At 66.5% G+C, this 21,475-nt stretch carries 17 protein-coding genes; 6 read left to right on the top strand and 11 right to left on the bottom strand.

The features are described from left to right. Positions 1-221: 221 nt before the first annotated feature. Both K6142_RS13830 and K6142_RS13825 read right to left on the bottom strand, forming a co-directional pair. A complete protein-coding gene (locus K6142_RS13830) occupies positions 222-1,358 on the bottom strand; it encodes a glycosyltransferase (protein WP_155860597.1) in 1,137 nt (378 codons plus the stop codon). A 299-nt stretch (positions 1,359-1,657) separates the two neighbouring features. Continuing rightward, positions 1,658-2,284 carry a hypothetical protein gene (locus tag K6142_RS13825; protein ID WP_190244188.1) on the bottom strand — a complete coding sequence of 209 codons (627 nt, stop codon included), beginning with the start codon at positions 2,282-2,284 and terminating at the stop codon, positions 1,658-1,660. 528 nt (positions 2,285-2,812) lie between these two features. Here K6142_RS13825 and K6142_RS13820 point away from each other — a divergent pair. From K6142_RS13820 to ybeY, 3 genes are read left to right on the top strand one after another with little or no spacing between them, the layout of a single operon-like run. Beyond that, positions 2,813-3,808, top strand: a complete 996-nt coding sequence (locus tag K6142_RS13820) for a PhoH family protein (protein ID WP_012611724.1) — start codon at positions 2,813-2,815, stop codon at positions 3,806-3,808. Next, the gene (locus K6142_RS13815) at positions 3,777-6,431 is read left to right on the top strand and encodes an HD family phosphohydrolase (RefSeq protein ID WP_223290270.1); all 2,655 of its coding nucleotides are present in this window, start codon (positions 3,777-3,779) and stop codon (positions 6,429-6,431) included. Before K6142_RS13820 ends, K6142_RS13815 begins: the two co-directional genes overlap by 32 nt. A 6-nt stretch (positions 6,432-6,437) precedes the next feature. After that, the gene (gene ybeY, locus K6142_RS13810) at positions 6,438-6,953 is read left to right on the top strand and encodes an rRNA maturation RNase YbeY (protein WP_190244187.1); all 516 of its coding nucleotides are present in this window, start codon (positions 6,438-6,440) and stop codon (positions 6,951-6,953) included. Between the two features lie 270 nt (positions 6,954-7,223). On the opposite strand, the gene gatB is transcribed toward ybeY, so the two are convergent. The 4 genes from gatB to K6142_RS13790 form a co-directional block, all read right to left on the bottom strand. After that, entirely contained in the window at positions 7,224-8,654 is a 1,431-nt protein-coding gene (gatB, locus tag K6142_RS13805) for an Asp-tRNA(Asn)/Glu-tRNA(Gln) amidotransferase subunit GatB (RefSeq protein WP_190244186.1), read from the bottom strand. Between the two features lie 250 nt (positions 8,655-8,904). Beyond that, the gene (locus K6142_RS13800) at positions 8,905-9,573 is read right to left on the bottom strand and encodes a DUF4254 domain-containing protein (RefSeq protein WP_190244185.1); all 669 of its coding nucleotides are present in this window, start codon (positions 9,571-9,573) and stop codon (positions 8,905-8,907) included. Positions 9,574-9,593: 20 nt separating this feature from the next. Beyond that, positions 9,594-11,339: an ARMT1-like domain-containing protein gene (locus K6142_RS13795; RefSeq protein WP_190244184.1), complete on the bottom strand. Its 1,746-nt coding sequence runs from the start codon at positions 11,337-11,339 to the stop codon at positions 9,594-9,596. 150 nt (positions 11,340-11,489) lie between these two features. Beyond that, positions 11,490-12,341 (bottom strand): NAD(+)/NADH kinase, encoded by an 852-nt coding sequence (locus K6142_RS13790; RefSeq protein WP_012611730.1) that lies wholly within the window; start codon positions 12,339-12,341, stop codon positions 11,490-11,492. Positions 12,342-12,632: 291 nt separating this feature from the next. Here K6142_RS13790 and K6142_RS13785 point away from each other — a divergent pair, with 291 nt between their 5' ends. The 3 genes from K6142_RS13785 (at position 12,633) to hemC (ending at position 14,631) form a co-directional block, all read left to right on the top strand. Further along, positions 12,633-13,259 (top strand): D-sedoheptulose 7-phosphate isomerase, encoded by a 627-nt coding sequence (locus K6142_RS13785; RefSeq protein ID WP_190244183.1) that lies wholly within the window; start codon positions 12,633-12,635, stop codon positions 13,257-13,259. Between the two features lie 138 nt (positions 13,260-13,397). Further along, the gene (locus K6142_RS13780) at positions 13,398-13,634 is read left to right on the top strand and encodes an FmdB family zinc ribbon protein (protein WP_190244182.1); all 237 of its coding nucleotides are present in this window, start codon (positions 13,398-13,400) and stop codon (positions 13,632-13,634) included. Positions 13,635-13,677: 43 nt separating this feature from the next. After that, entirely contained in the window at positions 13,678-14,631 is a 954-nt protein-coding gene (gene hemC, locus K6142_RS13775) for a hydroxymethylbilane synthase (RefSeq protein ID WP_190244181.1), read from the top strand. 129 nt (positions 14,632-14,760) lie between these two features. Here hemC and K6142_RS13770 read toward each other — a convergent pair whose 3' ends face one another. From K6142_RS13770 to K6142_RS13750, 5 genes are all read right to left on the bottom strand, one after another. Next, complete coding sequence (locus K6142_RS13770) at positions 14,761-16,539, bottom strand: methyl-accepting chemotaxis protein (protein ID WP_190244180.1); 1,779 nt, start codon at positions 16,537-16,539, stop codon at positions 14,761-14,763. Positions 16,540-16,659: 120 nt separating this feature from the next. Next, on the bottom strand, positions 16,660-17,739 hold the full coding sequence (locus K6142_RS13765; RefSeq protein WP_190244179.1) for a helix-turn-helix domain-containing protein: 1,080 nt from the start codon (positions 17,737-17,739) through the stop codon (positions 16,660-16,662). A 477-nt stretch (positions 17,740-18,216) separates the two neighbouring features. Beyond that, positions 18,217-19,365: a lipid A deacylase LpxR family protein gene (locus tag K6142_RS13760; RefSeq protein WP_190244178.1), complete on the bottom strand. Its 1,149-nt coding sequence runs from the start codon at positions 19,363-19,365 to the stop codon at positions 18,217-18,219. Then, entirely contained in the window at positions 19,362-20,126 is a 765-nt protein-coding gene (locus K6142_RS13755; RefSeq protein WP_190244177.1) for a TIGR04282 family arsenosugar biosynthesis glycosyltransferase, read from the bottom strand. Before K6142_RS13755 ends, K6142_RS13760 begins: the two co-directional genes overlap by 4 nt. After that, entirely contained in the window at positions 20,123-21,241 is a 1,119-nt protein-coding gene (locus K6142_RS13750) for a TIGR04283 family arsenosugar biosynthesis glycosyltransferase (protein ID WP_190244176.1), read from the bottom strand. The genes K6142_RS13755 and K6142_RS13750 overlap by 4 nt, the downstream gene beginning before the upstream one ends. Positions 21,242-21,475 lie beyond the last annotated feature (234 nt).

Here is a 21,475-nt window from a genome sequence, read left to right as displayed (position 1 = left end):
GTGCGTTGCGTGTCATGCGGCGGTGCGCACGCGCCGTCGGAAAGAAGGAAATGCGCGGGCTGTCAAAACATGCGGGGGCTCAGGCCCTGCCCGTGCCGCCGATGACGTCGGACCCGTCCGGCAGCATCCGGTAGTGCCTGGTCGTGTCCGGTAGTGTCTGGCCGTGTCCGGGGCAAAGAGGGCGCCCCGAAAGACAGCACATTCGGACGGCAGCGGCCCTGTCATGCGGTGCGGCAAACGTCCCTGTAGACATCAAGGGTGCGGTGCAGAAAATCCGCCCGGTGCAGGCTTTCGATGCGCAGGCCGCAGGCAGCGCGCAGTATTTCAAGCCACGGCGGGCTGTCCATGGCATGGGCGATGGCCCCGGCCATGGCGGCAACGTCGCCCGGCGCAACCAGCGCGCCATGGGGCAAAAGGTCGGGCATGACGCCCACGGTGGTGGATACCAGCGGCCTGTCACAGGCCATGATCTCCAGCGCGGCGCGGGCGATGGTCTCTGACCACAGCGAGGCCACCACGCCAAGGTCCATGGCCGAAATGCACGCGGCCACGTCCGGTCGCTTGCCGGTGATCACCGAAATGCCCTCAATGCCCGCCTCGCGCAGCCAGCCGCGCACCGTGGACTCGGGCGTGGCCGAATCGAACCCGGCCAGCATCAGCCGCAGGCGCGGACGCGGCGTGCCGTCCCAGCGGCCCGCGCGCAGGCCCGCCACGGTTTCGATGAGTTCGCGCTGGCCCTTCACCGCGTCGAACCGGCCCAGCAGCCCCACCACGAAATCATCGTCCGCCCAGCCGTATTCGGCACGCACACGGGCGCGGCCCGCCGCGTCGAAGCGGAACACGGACTCGTCCACCCCGCCGATAATGGTGTGGACCCGGTCGGCGGGCACGCCCATCCGAGTGGTGAAATGTTCAGCCATCACCGAATTGGTGGCAATGACCGCATCGGCCACGCGGGTGTGCAGGAACAGGTTGGGCCGGTTGCCCTTGGGCAGGCGCTGGTCGCCGCGCGTGCGCACCAGCCCGAAGCGGTGCGGCCCGCGCGCGTGCAGCGCCTTCAGCAGGCCCCACAGCACGAACGATTCGCCCCGGTGGCAGTTGACCACGTGGGGGCGAAAATCGCGCACCATGCGGTGCAGCGTGCCGTACAGCCCGGCAAGGGTGAAGGGATTGGCGGCGTTCAGCGGCAGGGGGATGGGGTCCAGCCCCCAGGCGCGGGCGCGCTCGAACGATTCGGTGCCCGCAAGGCCCAGCACCAGGGTTTCGTGCCCGGCCTCGCGCAGCAGGCGGGCCAGCATCATGCCGTACCACGCCGTGGCGTTGAACCAGCGCACGTTAACCACCTGGATGGTGCGCAACGGCGCGCCGTCCGGTGTCGGTAAAGACATCGACGGCGATGCATCGCCCGGCACGGCGTGACGGGCGGCGAAAGTGGTGGCGGGGTCTGGCTCGTTCACGGGCACGTCATGCCGCAATCGCCCGGCAATGACAACCCCCGGCGCACCGCGCCCCGGCTGGGCGGTTGCGGGGCGTGCCGGAAGACCGGAACATGTGGATGGAGGCAAGGCAGGCAGGAATGCGCGGGGCACCCCGGATACCCCAAACACCTCCGAATCCTCCCATGGGCACTACAGGCCGCGACGGCGCGCCGTCATGGCTACACGCGGGCGCGCAACCCGGTAAGGAAGGAGGCCTGATCGGCGGTGAAATCCATGATCTGGGACGAGGCGCCGTCCTCGCTCCACCAGGCGCTCATGGCTTCCATCTGCAGACGGGTCTTGATGTCCTGGGGTGAATACCCTTCCGCCTTGCGGGCCTTCTCGAGGTTGGACAGGGTCTGGATCTTCTGGAACTTCTTGACCATGTCCGGATTATCCTTGAAATACTGCTCGATCTTGGCCTTGTCCTCGCTGGTGGTAATCACCGAGACGCCGCCGGTCTTCTCGTTGGTGACCACCCGGAACTCCACGTCCTTGTCCACGCCCAGCTTGGTCAGGTCTTCGCGCACCTTGGCGGAAAATTCCTCTTCCAACTGCTTGCGGTACTCTTCCACCGCGCTGAAGGTCAGCTTGCCGGTGGCGTTGGGCGAAATTTCCTTGAGCACGCTGGAAAGCTGGGACAGATAGTCCAGCGAAAGCCCGGTCACCGTGTTGCCGGACGCGGAAGACGAGGAAGACGAAGAGGACGACGACGTACCGGACGACGAGGTGGAACTGCCGTCGGTGTACGAGGAAAGATCGATGCCGTAGGTGCCGTAGCTGCCGTAAACGGATGAAATGGCCATGCTGCCTCCGGGCGGACGATTTTGCCGGGTTCCGCCTTTACATTGCTTAATGCATCGCCCATGCCAGCGCGCACTCGCCCGGCGTGTCGCGCCCGCCCTGCTGCCCGGCGCCCCTGTCTGCCCTGCCTGCCCTGTCTGGCCCCTTGCCTTCGCACAAGCGGCGCTTCTCCTCCGCCATCACGCACGCATGCGCAACCGCATACCGCCATGCCTGTATGGTCCGAAACCATTGGACGCCACGGCGGAAACGGGCTATCGGGGCGGTAACGGACATCCTCGCGGCGCGTCCCTCACTCTCTCGCCAGGCCATCCCGCACCGGGGTTTGCCGCCGCGCTTCCGCAGCCGGGCGTTGCCCGGTCGGAGCCATGGCCGGTTCCCTGCCGCGCGCCAGTCTGCTTGCCGGGCGTTTGCCAACGGCCAGCACCAGACCGCCGCCAGTCCACCCGGACGCCCCGGCAGCCGAACCGCCCGCATCGCGTTTGCCGCGCCGCCGCAACGCGCTCCGCCCACCACAACCCACGAGCCACATGTCGCAAGCCACCACCGCCGCCACGCTGGAATTCGACGACGCCGCACTGGCCAACCAGCTGTTCGGCGCGCAGAACGCCAATCTTTCCCTGATCGCGGAAAAGTCGGGCGCACGCCTGGACACGCGCGGAACCACCGTCACCGTTGACGCGGAAGACCCCCGCGTGCGCGAAACGGTGCTGAACCTGCTGGCGCAGCTGTACGGCCTGCTGAAGTCGGGCCACCCCGTGTACCCGCGCGACATGGCCTATGCCTACGGCATGCTCGACCGCGACCCTTCCGCCGACCTGCGGCGCATCTTCCGCGATGCGGTGTTCGTGGTTTCCCCCCGCAAGACCATCACCCCCAAGACCCTCAGCCAGCGCGACTACGTGGCCGCCCTGCGCGAGAACGACATGGTCTTCGCCGTGGGCCCGGCGGGCACCGGCAAAACCTACCTTGCCGTGGCCGTGGCCCTTTCCATGCTGCTGGCCAAGAAGGTGAAGCGCATCATCCTTACCCGGCCCGCCGTGGAGGCGGGAGAAAAGCTGGGCTTCCTGCCCGGCGACCTGGTGGAGAAGGTGAACCCCTACCTGCGCCCGCTGTACGATGCCCTGCACGACATGCAGGACTTCCAGAAGGTGTCCGACATGCTGGAGACGGGCATCATCGAAATCGCGCCGCTGGCCTTCATGCGCGGGCGCACCCTGAACGACGCGTTCATCATCCTGGACGAGGCGCAGAACACCACCCAGGAACAGATGAAGATGTTCCTCACCCGCCTGGGCTTCGGCTCTCGCGCGGTCATCACCGGCGACATCACCCAGATAGACCTGCCCGCATCGGGCAAGGCCGACGCGCTGTCGCGTTCCGGCCTGGTGCACGCCCTGCGCGTGCTTGAAGGCGTCAAGGGAATCCGCTCCATCCGCTTTCACGAAGACGACGTGATCCGCCACCCCCTGGTGGGCAGGATAGTGCAGGCCTATGAACGCCACGAAACAGCAGATTCCCGCTAGACGCAAGGCCATCAGCGTCGAATCGGTGGCCGCGCCCTTCCGCTGGCTGGCCCGCCACCAGGCCGGCCCCGGGCTGCTTTTCTTCTGCCTGGCCATGGTTGCCCTGTCCGTGCTGGCGGGCGCCAATCTTTCGCCCTCCGTGCGGCTGTACGTGGCCGGTGAAATCGCCTCGCAAGAGGTGACCGCCGACCGCGACCTGCTGGTGGAGGACGTGCAGGGCACCCGCGCCCGGCGCGACCAGGTGGCCCAGTTGCAGCCCGCCGTGTTCGACCTGAGCCGCGAGCCGGTCACCGCCCTGCGCCAGCGGGTGCACGAAATCTTCCTGGCCGTGAACCACGCCGACCCGGCGGAACAGGAACAGCTGCGCTGGCAGTTGGCCGAGGCCCTGGGCACGGAAATCACCGAGCGCACCATCAACGTGCTGGCCAGCGAGGAATTGCAAACCCTCGTGACCACCCGCGCCCTGCCGTGGCTGGAATCGCGCCTGGCGGAAGGCGTTTCCGCCGATACGCGCATTGTGCTCCAGTTCAAGGGCGGCGTGCTGCTGCGCGACCTGGCCACCGGCAGCGAAACCCTGCGCAGCGACCTGCAGAACCTGCACGACCTGCGGTCCGTGGTTTCCGAACTGAGCCAGAACCTGAAGAACGAGACCAAGGCCTCGCTGGCCGTGCGCCGCACCGCCGTGCTGCTGCTGTCCCCGCTGCTCTCGCCCACCCTGACCCTGAACCGCGAGGCCACCGATGCCCGCGTGGCGGAAATGACCGCCGCCGTGGAACCGGTGTTCTACCGCATCCAGAAGGGCGAGGTGGTGGTGCGCCAGGGCGAGCGGGTAAGCCGCGAGCACCAGATGAAGTTGCAGGCCCTGTGGGCGCGCAAGGGCGAAAAGGTGCACCTGGCCACGGTGGCCGGGGTGTTGCTGACCTCGCTGCTGCTGGGCGCGGGCATGCTGTTTTCGCCCAGCGGGCGCATGGGTTCCGCCGTGCGCCAGAAGGACCTGTTCTTCGTGGCGCTGCTGCTGCTGGTGTTCGCCCTGATGTCCAAAGGGTTGACCCTGCTGGGCCAGCGGGTGCTGGAACAGGGGGCGTCGCTGACGCCGGAGGTGCTGGCCTTCGCCTTTCCCGTGGCCGGAGCCGCAGGCCTTGCCGCGCTGATCTTTTCCGCCCGACGCTACTGCGTCACCGGGCTGCTGCTGGCCTTCTTCTGCACCGTGCTGGCGGGCGGGGGGCTGCCCCTGTTCATGTTCTATTTCCTGGGCGCCATGTGGAACACCTGGCTGGTGACCCGCGCCCAGACCCGCCAGGACGTGGTGTGGAGCACCCTGCCGCTGTGCGCGGGCCAACTGCTGATCTGGCTGGGCGCAACCGCCCTTGGCGGGCACGTGGACCCGGCGGCCATGGCGTGGGGGGTGCTGGCAGTTGCGGTCAACGCCATGCTCTCGCTGCTGCTGCTGTTCGCCCTGTCTCCCATCATCGAGCTGTGCCTAGGCTACACCACGCGCTTCCGGCTGATGGAGCTGATGAACCTGGAACAGCCGCTGTTGCAGGACCTGATGGTGGCCGTGCCCGGCACCTACCACCATTCGCTCATCGTCTCGAACATGGTGGAGGCCGGGGCCAAGGCCATCGGCGCCAACAGCCTGCTGTGCAAGGTGGCCGCGCTGTACCACGACATCGGCAAGCTGAGCCGCCCGGAATACTTCATCGAAAACCAGTTCGGCGGGCGCAACAAGCACGACAAGCTGGCCCCGTCCATGAGCGCGCTTATTCTCACCTCGCACGTCAAGAAGGGCGTGGAACTGGCCCAGCAGCACCGGCTGGGGCAGGAAATCGTGGACATCATCGGCCAGCACCACGGCGCGCGGGTAATCCGCTACTTCTACCAGAAGGCCGTGAACCAGGGCGAAAACCCGCGCGAGCAGGACTACCAGTACCCCGGCCCGCGCCCCCAGACGCGCGAGGCGGCCATCGTCATGCTGGCCGATGCCGTGGAGGCATCCAGCCGCACCCTGGTGGACCCCACTCCGGCGCGCATCAAGGGGCACATCGACACCATCGTCAAGGGCATCTTTGCCGAGGGGCAGCTTGACGAGTCGGAACTGACCTTCAAGGACCTGCACAAGCTGGGCGAAAACTTCCACCGCATCCTCACCGGGCTGTTCCACCAGCGCATCGGCTACCCGGATGCGGCCAAACCCGGCCAGCCTGATCGCAGTCCGGACCGGGACGCACCCAAATGCGGCGAGAAAGGCGCGGAAAAGTGCCCGGACAAAAACGGGGACAAGGCCAGCGACAAGAGCGGCAAGACCGTGGAGAAGAACGGCGGGAACGGGGATGCGCCCAATCCTGTCTGTCCCGTCTGCCCGCCCCCCTGCCCCGACACCGCCACCACTGCGCCCTGCCCGGTCTGCGACGAACCGCAACCGCCCATGCCCTGCTGCTACGGCACGCTGGACGGCGGCAACGGCGACGGCCCGGTGAAAACGGATGCCCCCGTGAACGCTCCGGCGGGCACCTCTGCGAACGCTCGCGCGAACACTCCCCCGGACACTCCCCCGGACACGCCCGGGGACACGCCGGAATCCGCCGCCGCCGAGGCGGGGGCCAAGCCCTCCAAGCCCGTCTAGGCCGCCATGCTGGTATTGCGCCGCGCCCCCGGCATGGGCTGGATGCTGCCCCTGGCCCCCGGCGAATTGCGCGCCGTGTTCGCGGCCATGCAGGAGGCCACCGGCCTTGCCGGATGCACCGTGGAACTGGATCTGGTGGGCGACGAGGAAATCGCCCGCCTGAACGCCGCGCACCTTGGCTGCACCGGCCCCACCAACATCCTGTCCTTTCCCGCCCATGACGGCGGACCGCACGACGGCGCGCATGCCAGTTCACCTGACCGTTCGCATGGCGGGCCGCATGACGGGCCGGACGAAGATGCCCCCTGCCACCTCGGCTGGCTGGTGCTGTCGCTGGATACCTGGCGGCGCGAATGCCAGCTGTACGGGCAGGAACCGGTGGAACATGCCCTGCGCCTGCTGGCGCACGGGCTAGGCCACCTTGCCGGGTACGACCACGGCCCGGAAATGGACGAGTTCACCGACGCCGCGCTGGAGGCCGCGCTGGAGACCGCGCTGGCGGTTCTGACCGCACAGGCCTAGCGGCTTCTCCCGCCCTTTCACCCCCTGCCCCCCGCAGTCACCTGTCTGCCCGCCCGCTTGCCCGTCCGCTTGCCTGCCTGCTTGCCCGTCCGCTTGCCCGTCCGCTTGCCCATCCACGTCCTCGTCCGCTTGCTCGTCCTCGGCCTGGCCGCCTGCCTCGACAAATGAAGCGGGGGCGGAAAAACCTTGTCCGGTTCTTCCGCCCCCGCATTGCGTTCGGCGTCTGCGCTCCGTCCGCCTTGCCGGGCCATGCCCGGTAGGGGACGCGCGCTATCCCAGCTTCTTCTGCAGCAGTTCCGTAACCAGGGCCGGGTTGGCCTTGCCCTTGGTCTTGCGCATGATCTGCCCCATGAAGAAGCTGATAAGCTTGGTCTTGCCGCCCTTGTAGGCTTCCACTTCCGCCGGGTTTTCGGCGATGGCCTCGTCCACGGCGGTTTCGATGGCAGAGGTGTCGGAAATCTGCACCAGCCCGCGCTCCTTCACGAAGGCTTCGGGCATGGCGCCGGTTTCCACCAGTTCGCCGAAGATGTCGTTGGCGATCTTGGCGCTGATCAGCCCGGCCTCGACGATGCGCACCAGTTCGCCCAGAGCCTCGGGGCGCATGGCGATGGCGTCCACGGCCACGGCGCGCTGGTTCAGTTCGCGCAACAGAGCGCCCTGCATCAGGTTGGCCACCTTTTTGGGCTGGCCGCAGGCCGCCGTGGCCGCCTCGAAAAAGTCGGCCAGCGCCTTGTCTGCGGTCAGCACGTCGGCGTCCTGATCGGACAGGCCGTGCTGTTCCATGAGCCGCGCCCTGCGCGCCAGCGGCAGTTCCGGCAGGTCGGCGCGCCAGCGGGCCAGATCGTCTTCCGCGATGCGCACGGGCATCAGGTCCGGGTCGGGGAAATAGCGGTAGTCGTGGGCTTCTTCCTTGCCGCGCATGGACACGGTGACGTTCTTCACCGCGTCGTACAGGCGGGTTTCCTGCACCACGGCGTCGCCGTCCTCCAGCACGTCCTGCTGGCGGGCGATTTCGTACTCGATGGCCCGCTGCACGTTGCGGAACGAGTTCAGGTTCTTCAGTTCCGCGCGGGTGCCGAATTCCTGCTGCCCTCTGGGCCGGATGGAAACGTTGGCGTCACAGCGGAAGCTGCCTTCCTCCATGTTGCCGTCGCAGATGCCCAGGTACACCACGATGGCATGCAGGGCCTTCAGGTAGGCCACGGCCTCCTCGGCGCTGCGCATGTCCGGCTCGCTGACGATCTCGATGAGCGGCACGCCAGAGCGGTTCAGGTCCACGTAGCTGGCGTTGTCGCCCGCCGAGTGGATGTTCTTGCCCGCGTCGTCCTCCATGTGGATGCGCGTGATGCCGATGCGGCGCGTCTGGCCGTTCACGGAGATATTCAGGTGGCCATGCTCGCAGATGGGCGTTTCGAACTGCGAAATCTGGTACCCCTTGGGCAGGTCCGGGTAGAAATAGTTCTTGCGCGCGAACACCGAGACGGGGTTCACCGTGCAGTTCACGGCCATGCCCATGCGCGCGGCGTATTCCACGGCGCGGGCGTTGGGCACCGGCAGCACGCCGGGCATGCCGGAGCACACCTCGCACACGTTGGTGTTGGGGGCCGACCCGAACGCGGTGGAGCAGGAACAGAACAGCTTGGACCGCGTGCGCAACTGGGCGTGCACTTCCAGCCCGATGACGGCTTCATACAAGGCCATGACGAATCTCCTGAACTACTTGTCTGCTACGGCGTCCGCACCCGATGGGTACTGGATTGGTGCGTTTTTTACGCCTCCGGCGGGCAAGGGGCTACGCCCCCTGCACCCCCTTTTTGGCCCATTCCCCTTGCACCCAGGCTGGCTCGGGAACTTACCCAAATAAAAAGTTTGGGAGGATGGGGGTCCGGGGGAAGGAACCTTTTCCAAAAGGTTCCTTCCCCCGGTCATTCTCTTCATAATTCTTCCTCTTCTACCCCTTCGCGTTGTTGTACAACTCGGGGTTGAGACTGGGATCGTTGTACATCTTGAACTGGTAGTAGGCCTTGGGCTGCTTGCGGCCTTCCAGGAACTCCCCGGTCAGGTCCAGCACGGCCCGGGCCAGGTCGGCGCGCTGCTCACGCAGCACGGCCAGCTTGGCGGCGCAGCGTTCGCGATGGTCGGGCGCGGCGTCGGCGCGTTCGGCCTGCTCTTCCATGTGGAAGACCTTCAGGCTGAGGATGGACAGCCGATCCACGGCCATGCCCAGCGACTCGGTGTTGTGGCGCGGGCGCTGGCCGGGGGCGGGCGCGGGCAGTTGCGGGCGCAGCAGCGCCACCAGGCAGGCGTCCACCTTTTCCATGTAGTCGTTGCGGCGCTGGTTCAGGCCGTCGATGGCGCGCTTGCAGTCCGCAATGACATCGGCGCCCACGTCGGTGCGGCGGGCGGTGTCTTCCACGTGCCACAGGCGGAAGTTCATCAGGTGCTGGGCCAGCACCAGCCGGTGCAGCAGGGCCGCGTCGGCCACGGTCTCCGCCGCGTTCGTCTCAACGGGCGCAGGCTCGTGCGCCGGGGGCTCGGCCACGTGCCAGTCGGCGGTGGCCTTGTGCTGGGCGTCGAAGCATTCCGTGAGCAGCGCTGCCACGGCATGAAGGGTCTGCATCGTGTATCCTTGAGGCTGGGTTATCCGCTGATGCCCACGTCGAAGTACTTGCCCACGCCGTATTCGCGGCGGCGGAAGAAGTTGTCCGGCGACGGGCCGATGATCTGGAGTTCGCGGTGCTTCTTCTGCATGTCGAGGGCGATCTGCATTTCCTTGGTGCAGCCGGTGGAGTAGGTGGAATCCTTGCCCGCCCACACCGAGGGCACCTTGCGTTCCTGCAACGCGAAGCTCGTCTCTATATCCTCAACGGTCTGGAAACGCCAGACGTCGATGAGGCCGCTGCGCTGGACCCGTTCCCACATGAACATCAGGTCGTCGCCGTCCATGCCTTCCTCGAAGTGCTCGGCGGGGTTGATGATGAAGGTGGTGTCCAGCTTCTCGCGCAGGTGGCGGACAAAGGTGTCCACGACGTTGATGGCGGTCTTGGTCTGGCCGGGAATGGAGCCGATGATACAGCTGTAGAACATCACCGCCTTGCCCTGCTGGCGCGCCTCGCGCATGGCCTCGATGATCTCGTCGGCCTTGCCGGTCAGGTCCTTTTCGGTGAACTTGCGCACCCCGGTCGCGCGGGGCTTGCAGGTGATGTGGCACTGCCCGTCGTCGTCGCACCAGAAGCACACGACGTCGCGGGTGAACTGGTGGCTGGTGCGCAAAAAGGTATGGTCGGCGCGCCAGCCCTTGGCCATAACCACGTCGCATTCCTTCCAGGCGCGGGCAAAGGTGACGCTGGCGCGGTACAGGTTCAGCCGTTCGCGCGTGCCGTCGGAAATGACCACGAAGCGGTGCTCGCGCAGGTGGCGCAACAGGTCGTTCTTGGTCACCCGGTCGTCATGCAGGATGAAGGCGGATTCCATCTCTTCCTTCAGCACCGGGTCGGACTCCGCGTCCCAGATCATGGGCGCGTAGAAGAAGAACCCTTCCTTCAGGGCCAGCACCACCTGGTGCCCCATGCGCAGCAGCACGCGAATGACGGCCAGGTCGAACATGACCCCGCCGTCGCCGTCGCACAGGTACAGGATCTTCTTGCGCGGCTCGGTTTCCGGGCCGAACAGCAGGCGCAACTGGGCGGAAGGCGCGCCCACCGACTCCAGCGCCTGTTCCACTTCCAGCGGCGAGGGCGGACATTCCAGCCAGCGGCGGCCACGCATGGCCACGTGCAGCAGCCGGACCAGTTCCGTAAGGTCCAGTTCCCAGCGCATGTCCACGATGTCGCGGTGCGGGTCCAGGGTGGCCGGGGGGCGGCGCAGCAGGCGCTGCAACGCGGGGTCCTGCAACAGGGCGCGGGCCTTGCGGTTGGCGGACTGCTTGCGGCCTTCCCACGGGTCCTCCTGTCCGGACTGGGTAAGCACGATGCTGGTCAAACGCTTGACCACCCGCGAGGGGATGGCGGTGTGCTGGCTGATGTGCAGGCGGAAGCGGTGGCGGCAGTACTGCATGATGCGCCGCTTGACCTGCTTTTCGATGTGGGTGGCGCTGCGCACCAGGCGCATGATGATGCGCCACGCGCGGTTGTACTGATCCTGCAGCGCGCGGGGCTTGTCCTGCGCGGTGAGCAGGCGGAAGGTGTCGTCCGAACAGGGGACGTAGACCTGGTCGTCGGCCAGGGACACCATGAAGCGCAACTGCTCCGGGGTGGCGATGAGCGTGGGGTTCATGAGGTGTTCGAGATTGTTCTCGGTCATGAAATTGTAGATCCACGCGTCGAAATAGGGGTCCTTGCGCAGGCGGATGTCCCTGACGGCGTCGAACTCGGGCAGCTTTCGCATGGCAACCTCAGTATCGGCGGGGCCGGGTGGCACGGCGGGGCGGCCCCCCGGCAAAGGGCCGTCGCGGAGACGGAGCGGACGGGCACGCAAGGCGGCCGCACTGCGCGGCAGGTCAGCCAACGGGGCGGGGACAGGCCCCGAAGACCGGCGCTAGGCCTGATCCTTGATGAACCCCTTGGCCTTCAGCTTGCGGTAGTACGAAAGTTCCTCGATGGTGGCGAACAGCATGCCGCCGGGCGCGCGCTCCACGTGCACCACGTCGCCCGCTTGCAGGGCGTAGCCTTCCTGCCCGTCCTGGGTCAGGTAGACTTCGTTGGTGCGGTCGCGCACCGTCACCGAAAGGCGCGCCTCGCCTGGCAGCACCAGCGGCAGCAGGTTGTTCAGAAACGGGCAGATGGGCGTCACCGTGTACACGTGCAGTTGCGGATGCACCAGCGGCCCGCGCGCGGACACGGAATAGCCCGTGGCCCCGGTGGGGGTGGAAACGATCAGCCCGTCGGCGCGCAGTTCGCCCAGCCGCTCGGACCCCACGCGCAGGTCCAGGTTGATGACCCGCGCCAGGATGCCGCGATTGATGACCACGTCGTTCACCGCGCCGCCGGAATGCACCGTGGCCCCATCGCGCTCCACGCGAAAGGACAGGGCCAGTCGCTCCTGCACGGTGACGCCGCCGGACAGCAGCCGTTCCAGACTGGATTCCCAGCGGGTGGCGGCCACCTCTGCCAGAAAGCCCACCTTGCCCAGGTTCACGCCCAGCAGGGGCACCCCGGAGCCCAGCAGCCGCCGGGCCACGCCAAGGATGGTGCCATCGCCGCCCAGCACCAGGGCCAGGCTGCATTCCTGCCCGGCCACGGCCAGCGACACGGCATCGCCCGTGTTCTCCACCACGCGCGCCGAAAGGCCACGCGCGGCCAGCCAGGCGCGCATGCGTTCGCCAAGGGCCTCCGCCTCGCGGTGGCCCGACTTGGTGACGATGAGAATGGAACGAAGCGCGGTGTGCATGGAGTGTTCCTAGAGGAAAGAGACCGCGCCTTCAAGAAATAACCGCGCGAATGGCTCGCGGGATGCGCGCGGGACGGGTGCGGGACGGACGCGAAAACGGGCACGGGACGGATGGTGGCGCACCGGCAGGACGGGCCAGGACTTCGCGCCCCACACGTGCTGGGCGCCCGCACAGTCGCCGCCCCGCTCGCGCCCCACGGTTGTCACGCCCGGCCATTTGGTATACTGCCGAGTGGTTCCGCAACATCCACGGGTTGGCCGCATGGCCGCCGCAGAGGTATTCACCGCTCCATGACCGACAACGCCCGCCAGATCGTGCTCGAACACGCCACCGAAGGTGCCAGGCTTCGTGAACGCTATTTCCAGCAGAACGCCGACCGCGTGGTGGAACTGGCCCTCCAGATGGCCCTCACCCTTGCCCGTGGCCGCAAGATCATGTTCTGCGGCAACGGCGGCAGTGCCGCCGACGCCCAGCACCTGGCCGCCGAATTCGTCAACCGCTTCATGATGGAGCGCCCCCCCCTGCCCGCGCTGGCCTTGACCACCGACAGCTCGATACTTACCGCCATAGGCAACGACTACGGCTTCGAGCAGGTCTTCCAGAAGCAGGTGCAGGCACTGGGACAGCCCGGCGACATGCTGGTGGGCATTTCCACCTCCGGCAACAGCCCCAACGTGGTGCTGGCCTTCAAGGCCGCGCGCGAAAAGGGCGTGACCACCGTGGGCATGACCGGGCGCGGCGGCGGCGAAATGGCCGCGCTGTGCGACTACCTGCTGGACGTTTCCGACCGGCGCACCCCGCTGGTGCAGGAAATCCACATCACCGTGGGCCACCTGCTGTGCCAGTTGACCGACCATTTCCTGTTCGAGAACGTGCTGGCCCTGCAACCGTACCTGGAAGGCAAGGCGCCGGAATAGGCGCCCTTTGCGGTCCGCGCACGCCGAACGAATTTCCATCCCGCGCCGCACGCCCGGCACGCCTGGCACCACGCCATGCGGCACGCATGGGCCACGACCGGGAAGCATTTCGCACCGCCTTTGGAGGAGACACGCATCATGCCCATCTATGAATACGAATGCACCGCCTGCGGCAAGAAGTTCGAGGAACTCGTCTTTGGTGACGACCTGCCCCCCTGCCCGGCCTGCGGTTCCGCCCGTACCGAAAAGCAGCTGTCCTGCGCCTGCTTCAAGATGCCCGCGCCTTCGCGCGTGGGGCAGACCGTGACCTTCCCCAAGTCCAGCCGTGGCGGCTGTTCCGGGTGTTCGGGCGGCAACTGCTCCACATGCAACTAGTGGCACACGCCCACGACATCATCCTCTCACCGCGCGCAACCACATGAAGAAACTCGTCATCGCCACCCGTGGCAGCAAGCTGGCCCTGTGGCAGGCCGAACACGTCAAATCCTGCATCGAAGGCCGACACACCGGCGTTTCGGTGGAACTGCTGGTCCTGAAGACCCGTGGGGACATCATCCTCGACGTGCCGCTGGCCAAGGTGGGCGGCAAGGGCCTGTTCGTGAAGGAAATCGAAGAGGCGCTGCTGGATGGCCGGGCCGACCTGGCCGTGCACAGCATGAAGGACGTGCCCATGGAACTGCCGGAGGGACTGGTGCTGGGCATCATTCCCGAACGCGAGGAGCCGTCCGACACCTTCCTGTCCGTGCACCACGACTCGCTGGCCGCCCTGCCCCACGGGGCCACCGTGGGCACCAGCAGCCTGCGCCGCCAGTCGCAGTTGCTGGCCCTGCGCCCGGACCTGAACGTGGTCTCCCTGCGCGGCAACGTGGACACCCGGTTGCGCAAGCTTTCCGAGGGCCAGTTCGACGCCATCATCATGGCCACCGCCGGCATGAAGCGCCTTGGCCTTTCCGCGCCCAAAAGCGAAGTGCTGGGTCCGCCCGCCTTCCTGCCCGCCGTGGGGCAGGGCGCGCTGGGCATCGAGTTCCGGGGCGACCGGGCAGACCTGCACGAACTGCTGGCCTTCATGGAACATACCCCCACCCGCATCCGCGTGGAGGCCGAACGCGGCTTCCTGGCCGGGTTGCAGGGCGGCTGCCAGGTGCCCATTGCCGGGCACGCCGTGATGACCGGCGCCGACACCTTTGCCCTGGAAGGCCTTGTGGCCGACCTGACCGGCGCGCGGGTGATCCGCCGCACCATGAACGGCGTCAGCGCCCCCGACGGCGCGCAGGCCCGCCAGATCGGCCTGGACCTTGCCGCGCAACTGGTGGCCGACGGCGCCGGGGAAATCCTGGCCGAGGTGTACGGCAGCGGCGAGGCGGTGAACTAGGCCGGTTCAGCCCTGCCCCGCCCTTGCCGCCGGTACGATCCGGTTTTCGATTGCAAGCACAACGGGCCGCCCCTCCTGCACGGAAGGGCGGCCCGTTTTCATTGGCATCCCTGTTTCATGGTGCGGGGGTCATGCCGCCTTCATCTCGTCCACCAGGCGCTTCAGCACCTGGGCCTGCTCCGCCAGGGCGGACACGGCCCGAGCCGATTCGCGCATGGCTTGCGCCGTCTCGCCGGAAATGGTGCTTACCTGCTCCACGGCGTGGTTGATCTCCTCGCTGGCCGACGACTGCTGTTCCGAGGCCGTGGCGATGGAGCGCACCTGGTCACTGGCCGTTTCCACCAGCCGCACGATCTCGCCCAGCGCCTCGCCCGACTGGCGCACCAGTTGGGTGGATTCCTCGATGCCCTGCACCGAGCGGTCCACGTTCTCCATGTTCTTGCGGGTGCCCTGCTGCACGCCGCGGATGGCCTCGCCCACCTGCACGGTGGCATGCATGGTCTTTTCGGCCAGCTTGCGCACCTCGTCGGCCACCACGGCGAATCCGCGCCCGGCGTCACCAGCCCGCGCCGCCTCGATGGCCGCATTCAGCGCCAGCAGGTTGGTCTGGTCGGCAATGTCGCTGATCACGTTCATGATCGCACCGATGGATTCCGCCTGGCGGCCCAGGTCTTCCATGTCGGCCTTGAGGTCCAGCGACTGCCGCCGCACGGCATCAATGGTGCCCACCACCCGCTCCACCAGCGCCGCGCCATGGGCGGCCTTGGCGCGGGCCGTGTCGGAAACCTCCGCCGTGTCGCCTGCGTTGCGGGCAACCTCCAGCACGCTGGCGTTCATTTCCTCCATGGCCGTGGCCGTCTCGGATACGCGCTTGGCCTGCTCCTCGGCACCCCGGTCGGCCTGCTCGATCTGGGCGGAAAGCTCTTCGGACGCCGACGACACCACCTCCACCGCGCCCTCCACCTGCGCCGCAGCCTGCAACATCCCCTCGCGCTTGGCGCTTTCCGCCTGCTTGCGGGCTTCCTCCGCCTCGCGCATGGCGACCAGGGCCTCCTGTTCCTTGCGGGCTGCCTGCTCGCTCTTGTCTTCGGCCTCGGCGATCTTGGCCTTCAGGGTGTCCACCATCACCCGCAGGGCGTCGGCCAGCCTGCCTATCTCGTCGCGTCCGCGCACCGCCAGTTGCGCGCCCAAGTTGCCGCCCGCCACCAGTTGCGCAAACGACACGGCCCCGCCCAACGGACGGGTGATGGACCGCGAAATGAGAAAACCGAACAGCAGCGACAACAACGGAGCCCCCACCCCCAGAGCAATGGCGGTCTTGTTCGCGGTGCGTGCTTCGGCCGCGCTCTCTGCCCGCGCGGCACGCGCCTCTACCCGCACGGCCTCCTGCACCGCAGCGCCAGCCTCGGCCAGTCGAATGTTGGCCTGCACCCCCTTGCCGGTGACCAGTTCAGCCGCCCGGTCCATGCGCCCCTGATCGGCGATGTCACGTTCCCACTCCTGGATGGCCGCCATTATTTCATCATTGGTGATGCGCACGGAATCCAGCGTGGCGACGAAGGCAGACCACTTTTCCTGCACGGCGCGCGAATGGTGCAGCCTGTCCATCTCGCCCCGCGACCTGGCGATGACCTCTCGGGCGAGACGGATGTCCTCTCGCTGGCGGTCACGGTCGGCCTTGGACAGCTGTTCCATCATCAGGGTGCGCTGGGCCACCACGATGCTGCGCATGGCCAGTTCGATGCTGCCGGTATGCGCCACGGCGGGCAGCATTTCCTCGTTGACCTCGCGCAGGCTTTCGGCGGCATTCTCGATGGCCAGATACCCGGAACCTGCGGTGATCAACGTCAGCAGCGAAACAACAATGAATCCGGCTATCAGCCTGGCACCAACATTGAAATTGTTCATGAAACCCCCGACTTGCTGATTGTGCTGAATGTACGGGAAAACCCGCCTCCGCTCCAAATCCGCTCATGGTTCGCTTCCGGCTCCGGCAGGATCGGAAGCGCACAAGGACAGGTATGAACATCAATGCGTCAGCACGATGATGTACAGAAACGCTTCCATCTCATCCCATGGAAAGAACGCATGGGCCGACATGGCCAGTTTGCCGAGGGCATGCTCGTAACGCAGGCGGCTTTCGTGCGTGCCGGCGCACCGTCTTGCCAGACACTCGAAAAGGATGCACTGCCCGGGGCGATCAGGCTCGCCAACCATGCAGCCATCCCGCCCCTGGCGTCGCATGCCGTGCCCGGCGCCATGCCGAAAGTCCTTGCGCAACGGCTCCTGCTCGTGGCTGTCAAAAACCACCATGTCGAAGCCGTCCACCACCCGCACCCAGGCCCCCATGGCATGGCGCATGCGGCCCAGCATGGAAACCATGGAGCCAAGGCTATCGGTCACCACGCGACGCGACCGATAGACACGGGCAACGCCGCCATCCGTGCCGCATCGCCCCAGGTAGACCCGCAGGCTGCGCACCCCGGCGGTGGTGACGACACCGCGTCGCAGATCAATGTCGCAAAACGGCAGATCGCATCTGGACAACTGAACAGCCATGCGGTCCTGGGCCATCCGCGAGACGATCCACCCTTCGCCCGACATGGCTCCCACCAGGCCACGCAGCAGTTCCGCACCATCGGCATAGGGAATGCTCCAGTACGGATACCCGGCTCCGGCACTGGCGAACGATCCCCCCGCCCCGTTCGTCACGTTCGCCTCGCCTGCCACACGCGGCTCGTCGCGCAGGACACAACGAATGAACATGGTGAACGCATCGCGGTGGTCGTAGATGGCTTCGCGCAGCCTTTCAGGCACGATGCCCGCCACCGCGAGCATGAAGTACCTGTCCAGCCCCAGCAGATCGGCAAGCAGCATCAGCCGTTCCGGCTTCAGGCAGACTCCGTCGCCCCGTTCAATGCGACTGAGGTAGGAATGGTGCACCCCCAGCCGGTCGGCCAATTGGCGGATGGACAGCGGCTTGCCGCCAACGGATCGCTCCAGGCGTGCCTCTCTGAGGAGTTTTCCTAATAACCTGCCCATCTCGCCTACTTTTTTGTCTATAATATTGTAGCCAGTCCAAGGCGGGCAATCACTGTTATAAATCATGGTGTGACAAAAACGGAAGCCCGCAACACACCCTGCCACATGACGAGTGGAGAGGAGGTTTTTTTATCGTTTGGTCATTCAAAAAACATGAAACGCACATCCAAAAAAATGCAGAGCGTTGCCGCAACCCTCAAAAAGCGTCAGACCATCTGCACATTTAACATCAATTAAAATAAATTCAATGCATACTACAACAATTCGCAATAAATATTTTAGCAAAATGCATAAGCATCGACATATTCAATCACAAATTCAATGTAAAAACATACATATTGAAATACATAATACATGAAACAACAGTAGATAATCTTCTTTGCAGCGTGCCATATGCATGCAATGTTGAATACATTCCACCCCATGTCTTTATCGCGTGCGCAACAACGGGATGGCGCAAAAAATGGGGGCGTTCCCTGCGGAACGCCCCCATCCTTGCTTTTTCATGCCACGCCGTGGCCTTTTCAACGTCTCGGCCCGTGCCTAGAAGGAAACCCCGACGGTCAGTGAACCGAAGTGCTGCCCACGGTCCTGTCCAACGAATTCCTCGGTGCGGTAGACGTGGGTATAGGTGATGCGCACCCCCTCGACGATCACCGCCAGCCCCCCGGACAGGTCGGCCACGAAGTACTTCTTTTCCACGTCGTGGCTGTCGCGGAAGGTATTGCCGTCCAGAAAGATGTTGCGCCCCACGGCCCGCCCGTCGGCCCCGGCGAACAGGTACCAGCCCCAGCTGTCGCGCACGCGGGGGTCCGCATCGTCGGTGGGCGCCTCGATGCCGCCGCCGGGGCGGATCAGCGAGGTCTCGAAGTCCCCCGGCAGGTTCCAGCCCAGACGCACCTCGCCCCCCATGTTGGCCTGGGTCAGCACGTTGCCCCCCGTGACGCCCACGCGGGGCAGCACGTCCCAGCCGAATCCGCGCCCGATGGACGAAGGATTCAGCCGCCAGTTGCGCTGCCAGGTCAGCATCAGGCCCGGCTCGTCGTGCAACTGGTTGGCCCAGCCCTTGGCCGTGGGAATGTCGCGCAGTTCGTGCACTTCGTTCTGGGCCGTTTCTCCCCGTGCCGATGGCCCCACGATGCCGCCGGTGAATTGCAGGGTGTCCATGCGGTCGCCCTTTTTGGCGTGCAGGCCTATGGCCCCGTACAGAAAGCCCGCATAGGGCCTGTCGTGGGGGATGTACTCCCTGACCTGGGTATCGGACGGGGTGTAGATGGCCTGCCCGAAGGCCACGCTGACGTTGTACTGGGCGTCGGGGTCACCCGCGAAGGGCAACCGTTCTATGAGTTCGTCCAGCACGTCGGGCAGCATTTCGTCGTCGGACAGGGTCTTGAGGTCGGGCGAGACAAACCGCGCCTGCACCGCATTGGTGTAGTACTGGTCCGTGCCGCCGAACAGGTCGTTCTCGAAGTAGATGACCAACGTGCTGAACGCCTTGGCCTTTTGGGGTTTTTCCGGCTCATCTGCGGTGCCGGCTTCCGGCTCCTCGCCAGGCGCGGCGGGAGTCGGGTCGGGAAACGGCGCAGCCTCGGCGGCCAACGCGCAGGTGGAAACGCACAGGGGGGCGCACAACAGCAGGGCCAACAGGCCGCCGCACAATGCCGAGCGCCTGAGAAGTGAAGCGGGGTTCATTTTCCGGATTCCGTTTCCCGTGACCATACGGGCAGTTCCATGTCGTACTGGCGGATCAGCGCATCGTGCTCGCGCATGGCGGCGTAGGAAGACGACCTGCGGAACGAGCTGTTGCGGTTGGTGCGGTACAAGACGTTGAGATCCCACATGGTATCCACGTCGTTCCATTCCGGCAGGCGCACCACGTCCAGCCGGGCGGCCTCAAGCCGCTCCATGGTGGCGGCGTACACCGACGCGCCGCTCCACTCCATGCCGTCGAACACGCCGGGCAGAAAGCGGTCGCGCCGGAAGCCTATCAGATAATACCCGCCGTCAAAGGCCGGGCCGATGACGGCATCGTGCAGATCCAGGTCGTCCAGGGCCTTTTGCGCCAGTTCGTGCGGGAAGTCCGGAATGTCGCTGCCCAGCACCACCACGCGCTCGTATCCGGCGGCGTAGGCATCGGCAAGGGCCGTGCGCATGCGCGCGCCCAGGTCGTCACCCTGCTGGGGCTGGTAGACATGCTGGGGCCCCAGCCACGCCTTGCACGCAGCCAGAGCGTCCTGTGCCCCCGGCGCGCCATCCCTGCCGCGAGGCACGGTGCCCGTGTCGCAACAGATGCGCAGGTCGGCCTTTACCTGAACCAGTTCGGCCAGCATGTCCTGCACGAAATGGCGGTACATGGCGGCGGCGGCTTCCGCGCCCATGACGGAGGCAAGACGCGTCTTCACCGCGCCCGGTTCGGGATACTTGACGAAAAAGAGTACGCAGGTGTCGCTCATGATGCTCCTTTGCGGGCGCGGTACCAACGCGCCAGTATCTGCGCCGGAACCCCCAGCGCGTACAGCAGCCGCAGACAGACATTGCGCAGGGTGCAGCGCACGGCCCCCTCGTCGCGCCAGCGCCGGGCCGAGGTGACGGCCCGCAGGTCCAGCAGGGCCAGCGGCTGGGCAGTGCCACATGGGCCACGTGGGCCATGCAGGCGATGCTGGCGGCGCAGGCGGCGCATGATCTCCACGTCTTCCATCAGCGGCATGTCGGTATAGCCGCCCATGGCCCGGAACAAACCGGCCCGAAAGAACTGGGCCTGGTCACCATACGGGGTGCGGGTGAGCCGGTTGCGCAGGTTGGCCAGCGTTTCCACCACCCGGAACCACGCCCCCGGCGCGTCGATGGCCAGGGTGAACGCCCCGGCGGCGGGAATGCCGACGGCGGAGCGAGATACGCCATCGTCGGCATGCCGTCCCGCGCCCTCTCCGGCTGTCCCGCTTCCAGCAATTCCGGCAGTTCCGGCAAATTCCGCACTCTCCCCAACACCCAACGCCCGCAATACGGCAGGAAAGGCCCCGCCCGGCAGGCGCGTATCCGCGTGCAGGAACAACAGCACCTCCCCACGGGCCACGGCGGCCCCGGCATTCATCTGCCGGGCGCGGCCACGCGGTGCGGCCACGGCGCGCACGGGCAACCCCGTGCCGGAAAATTCTTCGGCGGCGCTCCCACCGGTGGCGAGCGGGCCTACCGGGGCCAAGCCGGTTGCCCCCAGGCTGGTTTCGCCCAAACCGGTCACGGCCCGCCATGCGTCTTCGCCAAGCGCCAGCTTCAGGGCCGCCAGCGTGTCTCCTTCCGGGGCGCCGTCGGCCACCACCAGTTCCACGGCGCCCGGCGGCAGTTCCTCCGCCAGCGCGCGCACGTGCCCGGCCAACTCCGCGATGCGGTGCCCCTCGTGCAGCACCGGCACCACCACGGACAGCAACACGGGCACCGGCTCGTTCCGCTCCGCGCCATGCCCCCCCTGCTCCGGCCCGCCATCCCCCGGCCCGCCGTGCCCTGCCGGGTGCGGCGTTGCGCGGTTCGGCTCGGCCCCGGCATGCTGCGGCGTGGGTTGGGCTGCGCTCATGGCGCGGATGATAGCCGTTCCCGCCCCGGCTGACAAACCCCGCGCGGCTCCGGACGGCAGGCAGGCACGCCTCCGCACATCCCCATGTCACCGTCCCCGCGACTTGCCGCCACCACGCCCTGCCCCGGTCCGCATCGCCGCTGCATGCCGCTCACGCATGCTGCCGCCCCCCGTGACGGCCACCCGGTGGGCAGCTGGCGTTCGTTCCCGCGCACCCGCCGTCATCATCTGCCC

Source organism: Nitratidesulfovibrio sp. SRB-5, assembly GCF_019931275.1.
Lineage (GTDB): Bacteria > Desulfobacterota > Desulfovibrionia > Desulfovibrionales > Desulfovibrionaceae > Cupidesulfovibrio.
The sequence above is the reverse complement of the archived record's forward strand: the minus strand, read 5'-3'. Positions and strand labels throughout refer to the sequence as shown.

Coding starts and splice junctions, on each gene's coding strand:
- K6142_RS13825 (WP_190244188.1), bottom strand. CDS start 2,284: ATGGCCATTTCATCCGTTTACGGCAGCTACGGCACCTACGGCATCGAT.
- K6142_RS13820 (WP_012611724.1), top strand. CDS start 2,813: ATGTCGCAAGCCACCACCGCCGCCACGCTGGAATTCGACGACGCCGCA.
- K6142_RS13815 (WP_223290270.1), top strand. CDS start 3,777: ATGAACGCCACGAAACAGCAGATTCCCGCTAGACGCAAGGCCATCAGC.
- ybeY (WP_190244187.1), top strand. CDS start 6,438: ATGCTGGTATTGCGCCGCGCCCCCGGCATGGGCTGGATGCTGCCCCTG.
- gatB (WP_190244186.1), bottom strand. CDS start 8,654: ATGGCCTTGTATGAAGCCGTCATCGGGCTGGAAGTGCACGCCCAGTTG.
- K6142_RS13800 (WP_190244185.1), bottom strand. CDS start 9,573: ATGCAGACCCTTCATGCCGTGGCAGCGCTGCTCACGGAATGCTTCGAC.
- K6142_RS13795 (WP_190244184.1), bottom strand. CDS start 11,339: ATGCGAAAGCTGCCCGAGTTCGACGCCGTCAGGGACATCCGCCTGCGC.
- K6142_RS13790 (WP_012611730.1), bottom strand. CDS start 12,341: ATGCACACCGCGCTTCGTTCCATTCTCATCGTCACCAAGTCGGGCCAC.
- K6142_RS13785 (WP_190244183.1), top strand. CDS start 12,633: ATGACCGACAACGCCCGCCAGATCGTGCTCGAACACGCCACCGAAGGT.
- K6142_RS13780 (WP_190244182.1), top strand. CDS start 13,398: ATGCCCATCTATGAATACGAATGCACCGCCTGCGGCAAGAAGTTCGAG.
- hemC (WP_190244181.1), top strand. CDS start 13,678: ATGAAGAAACTCGTCATCGCCACCCGTGGCAGCAAGCTGGCCCTGTGG.
- K6142_RS13770 (WP_190244180.1), bottom strand. CDS start 16,539: ATGAACAATTTCAATGTTGGTGCCAGGCTGATAGCCGGATTCATTGTT.
- K6142_RS13765 (WP_190244179.1), bottom strand. CDS start 17,739: ATGATTTATAACAGTGATTGCCCGCCTTGGACTGGCTACAATATTATA.
- K6142_RS13760 (WP_190244178.1), bottom strand. CDS start 19,365: ATGAACCCCGCTTCACTTCTCAGGCGCTCGGCATTGTGCGGCGGCCTG.
- K6142_RS13755 (WP_190244177.1), bottom strand. CDS start 20,126: ATGAGCGACACCTGCGTACTCTTTTTCGTCAAGTATCCCGAACCGGGC.
- K6142_RS13750 (WP_190244176.1), bottom strand. CDS start 21,241: ATGAGCGCAGCCCAACCCACGCCGCAGCATGCCGGGGCCGAGCCGAAC.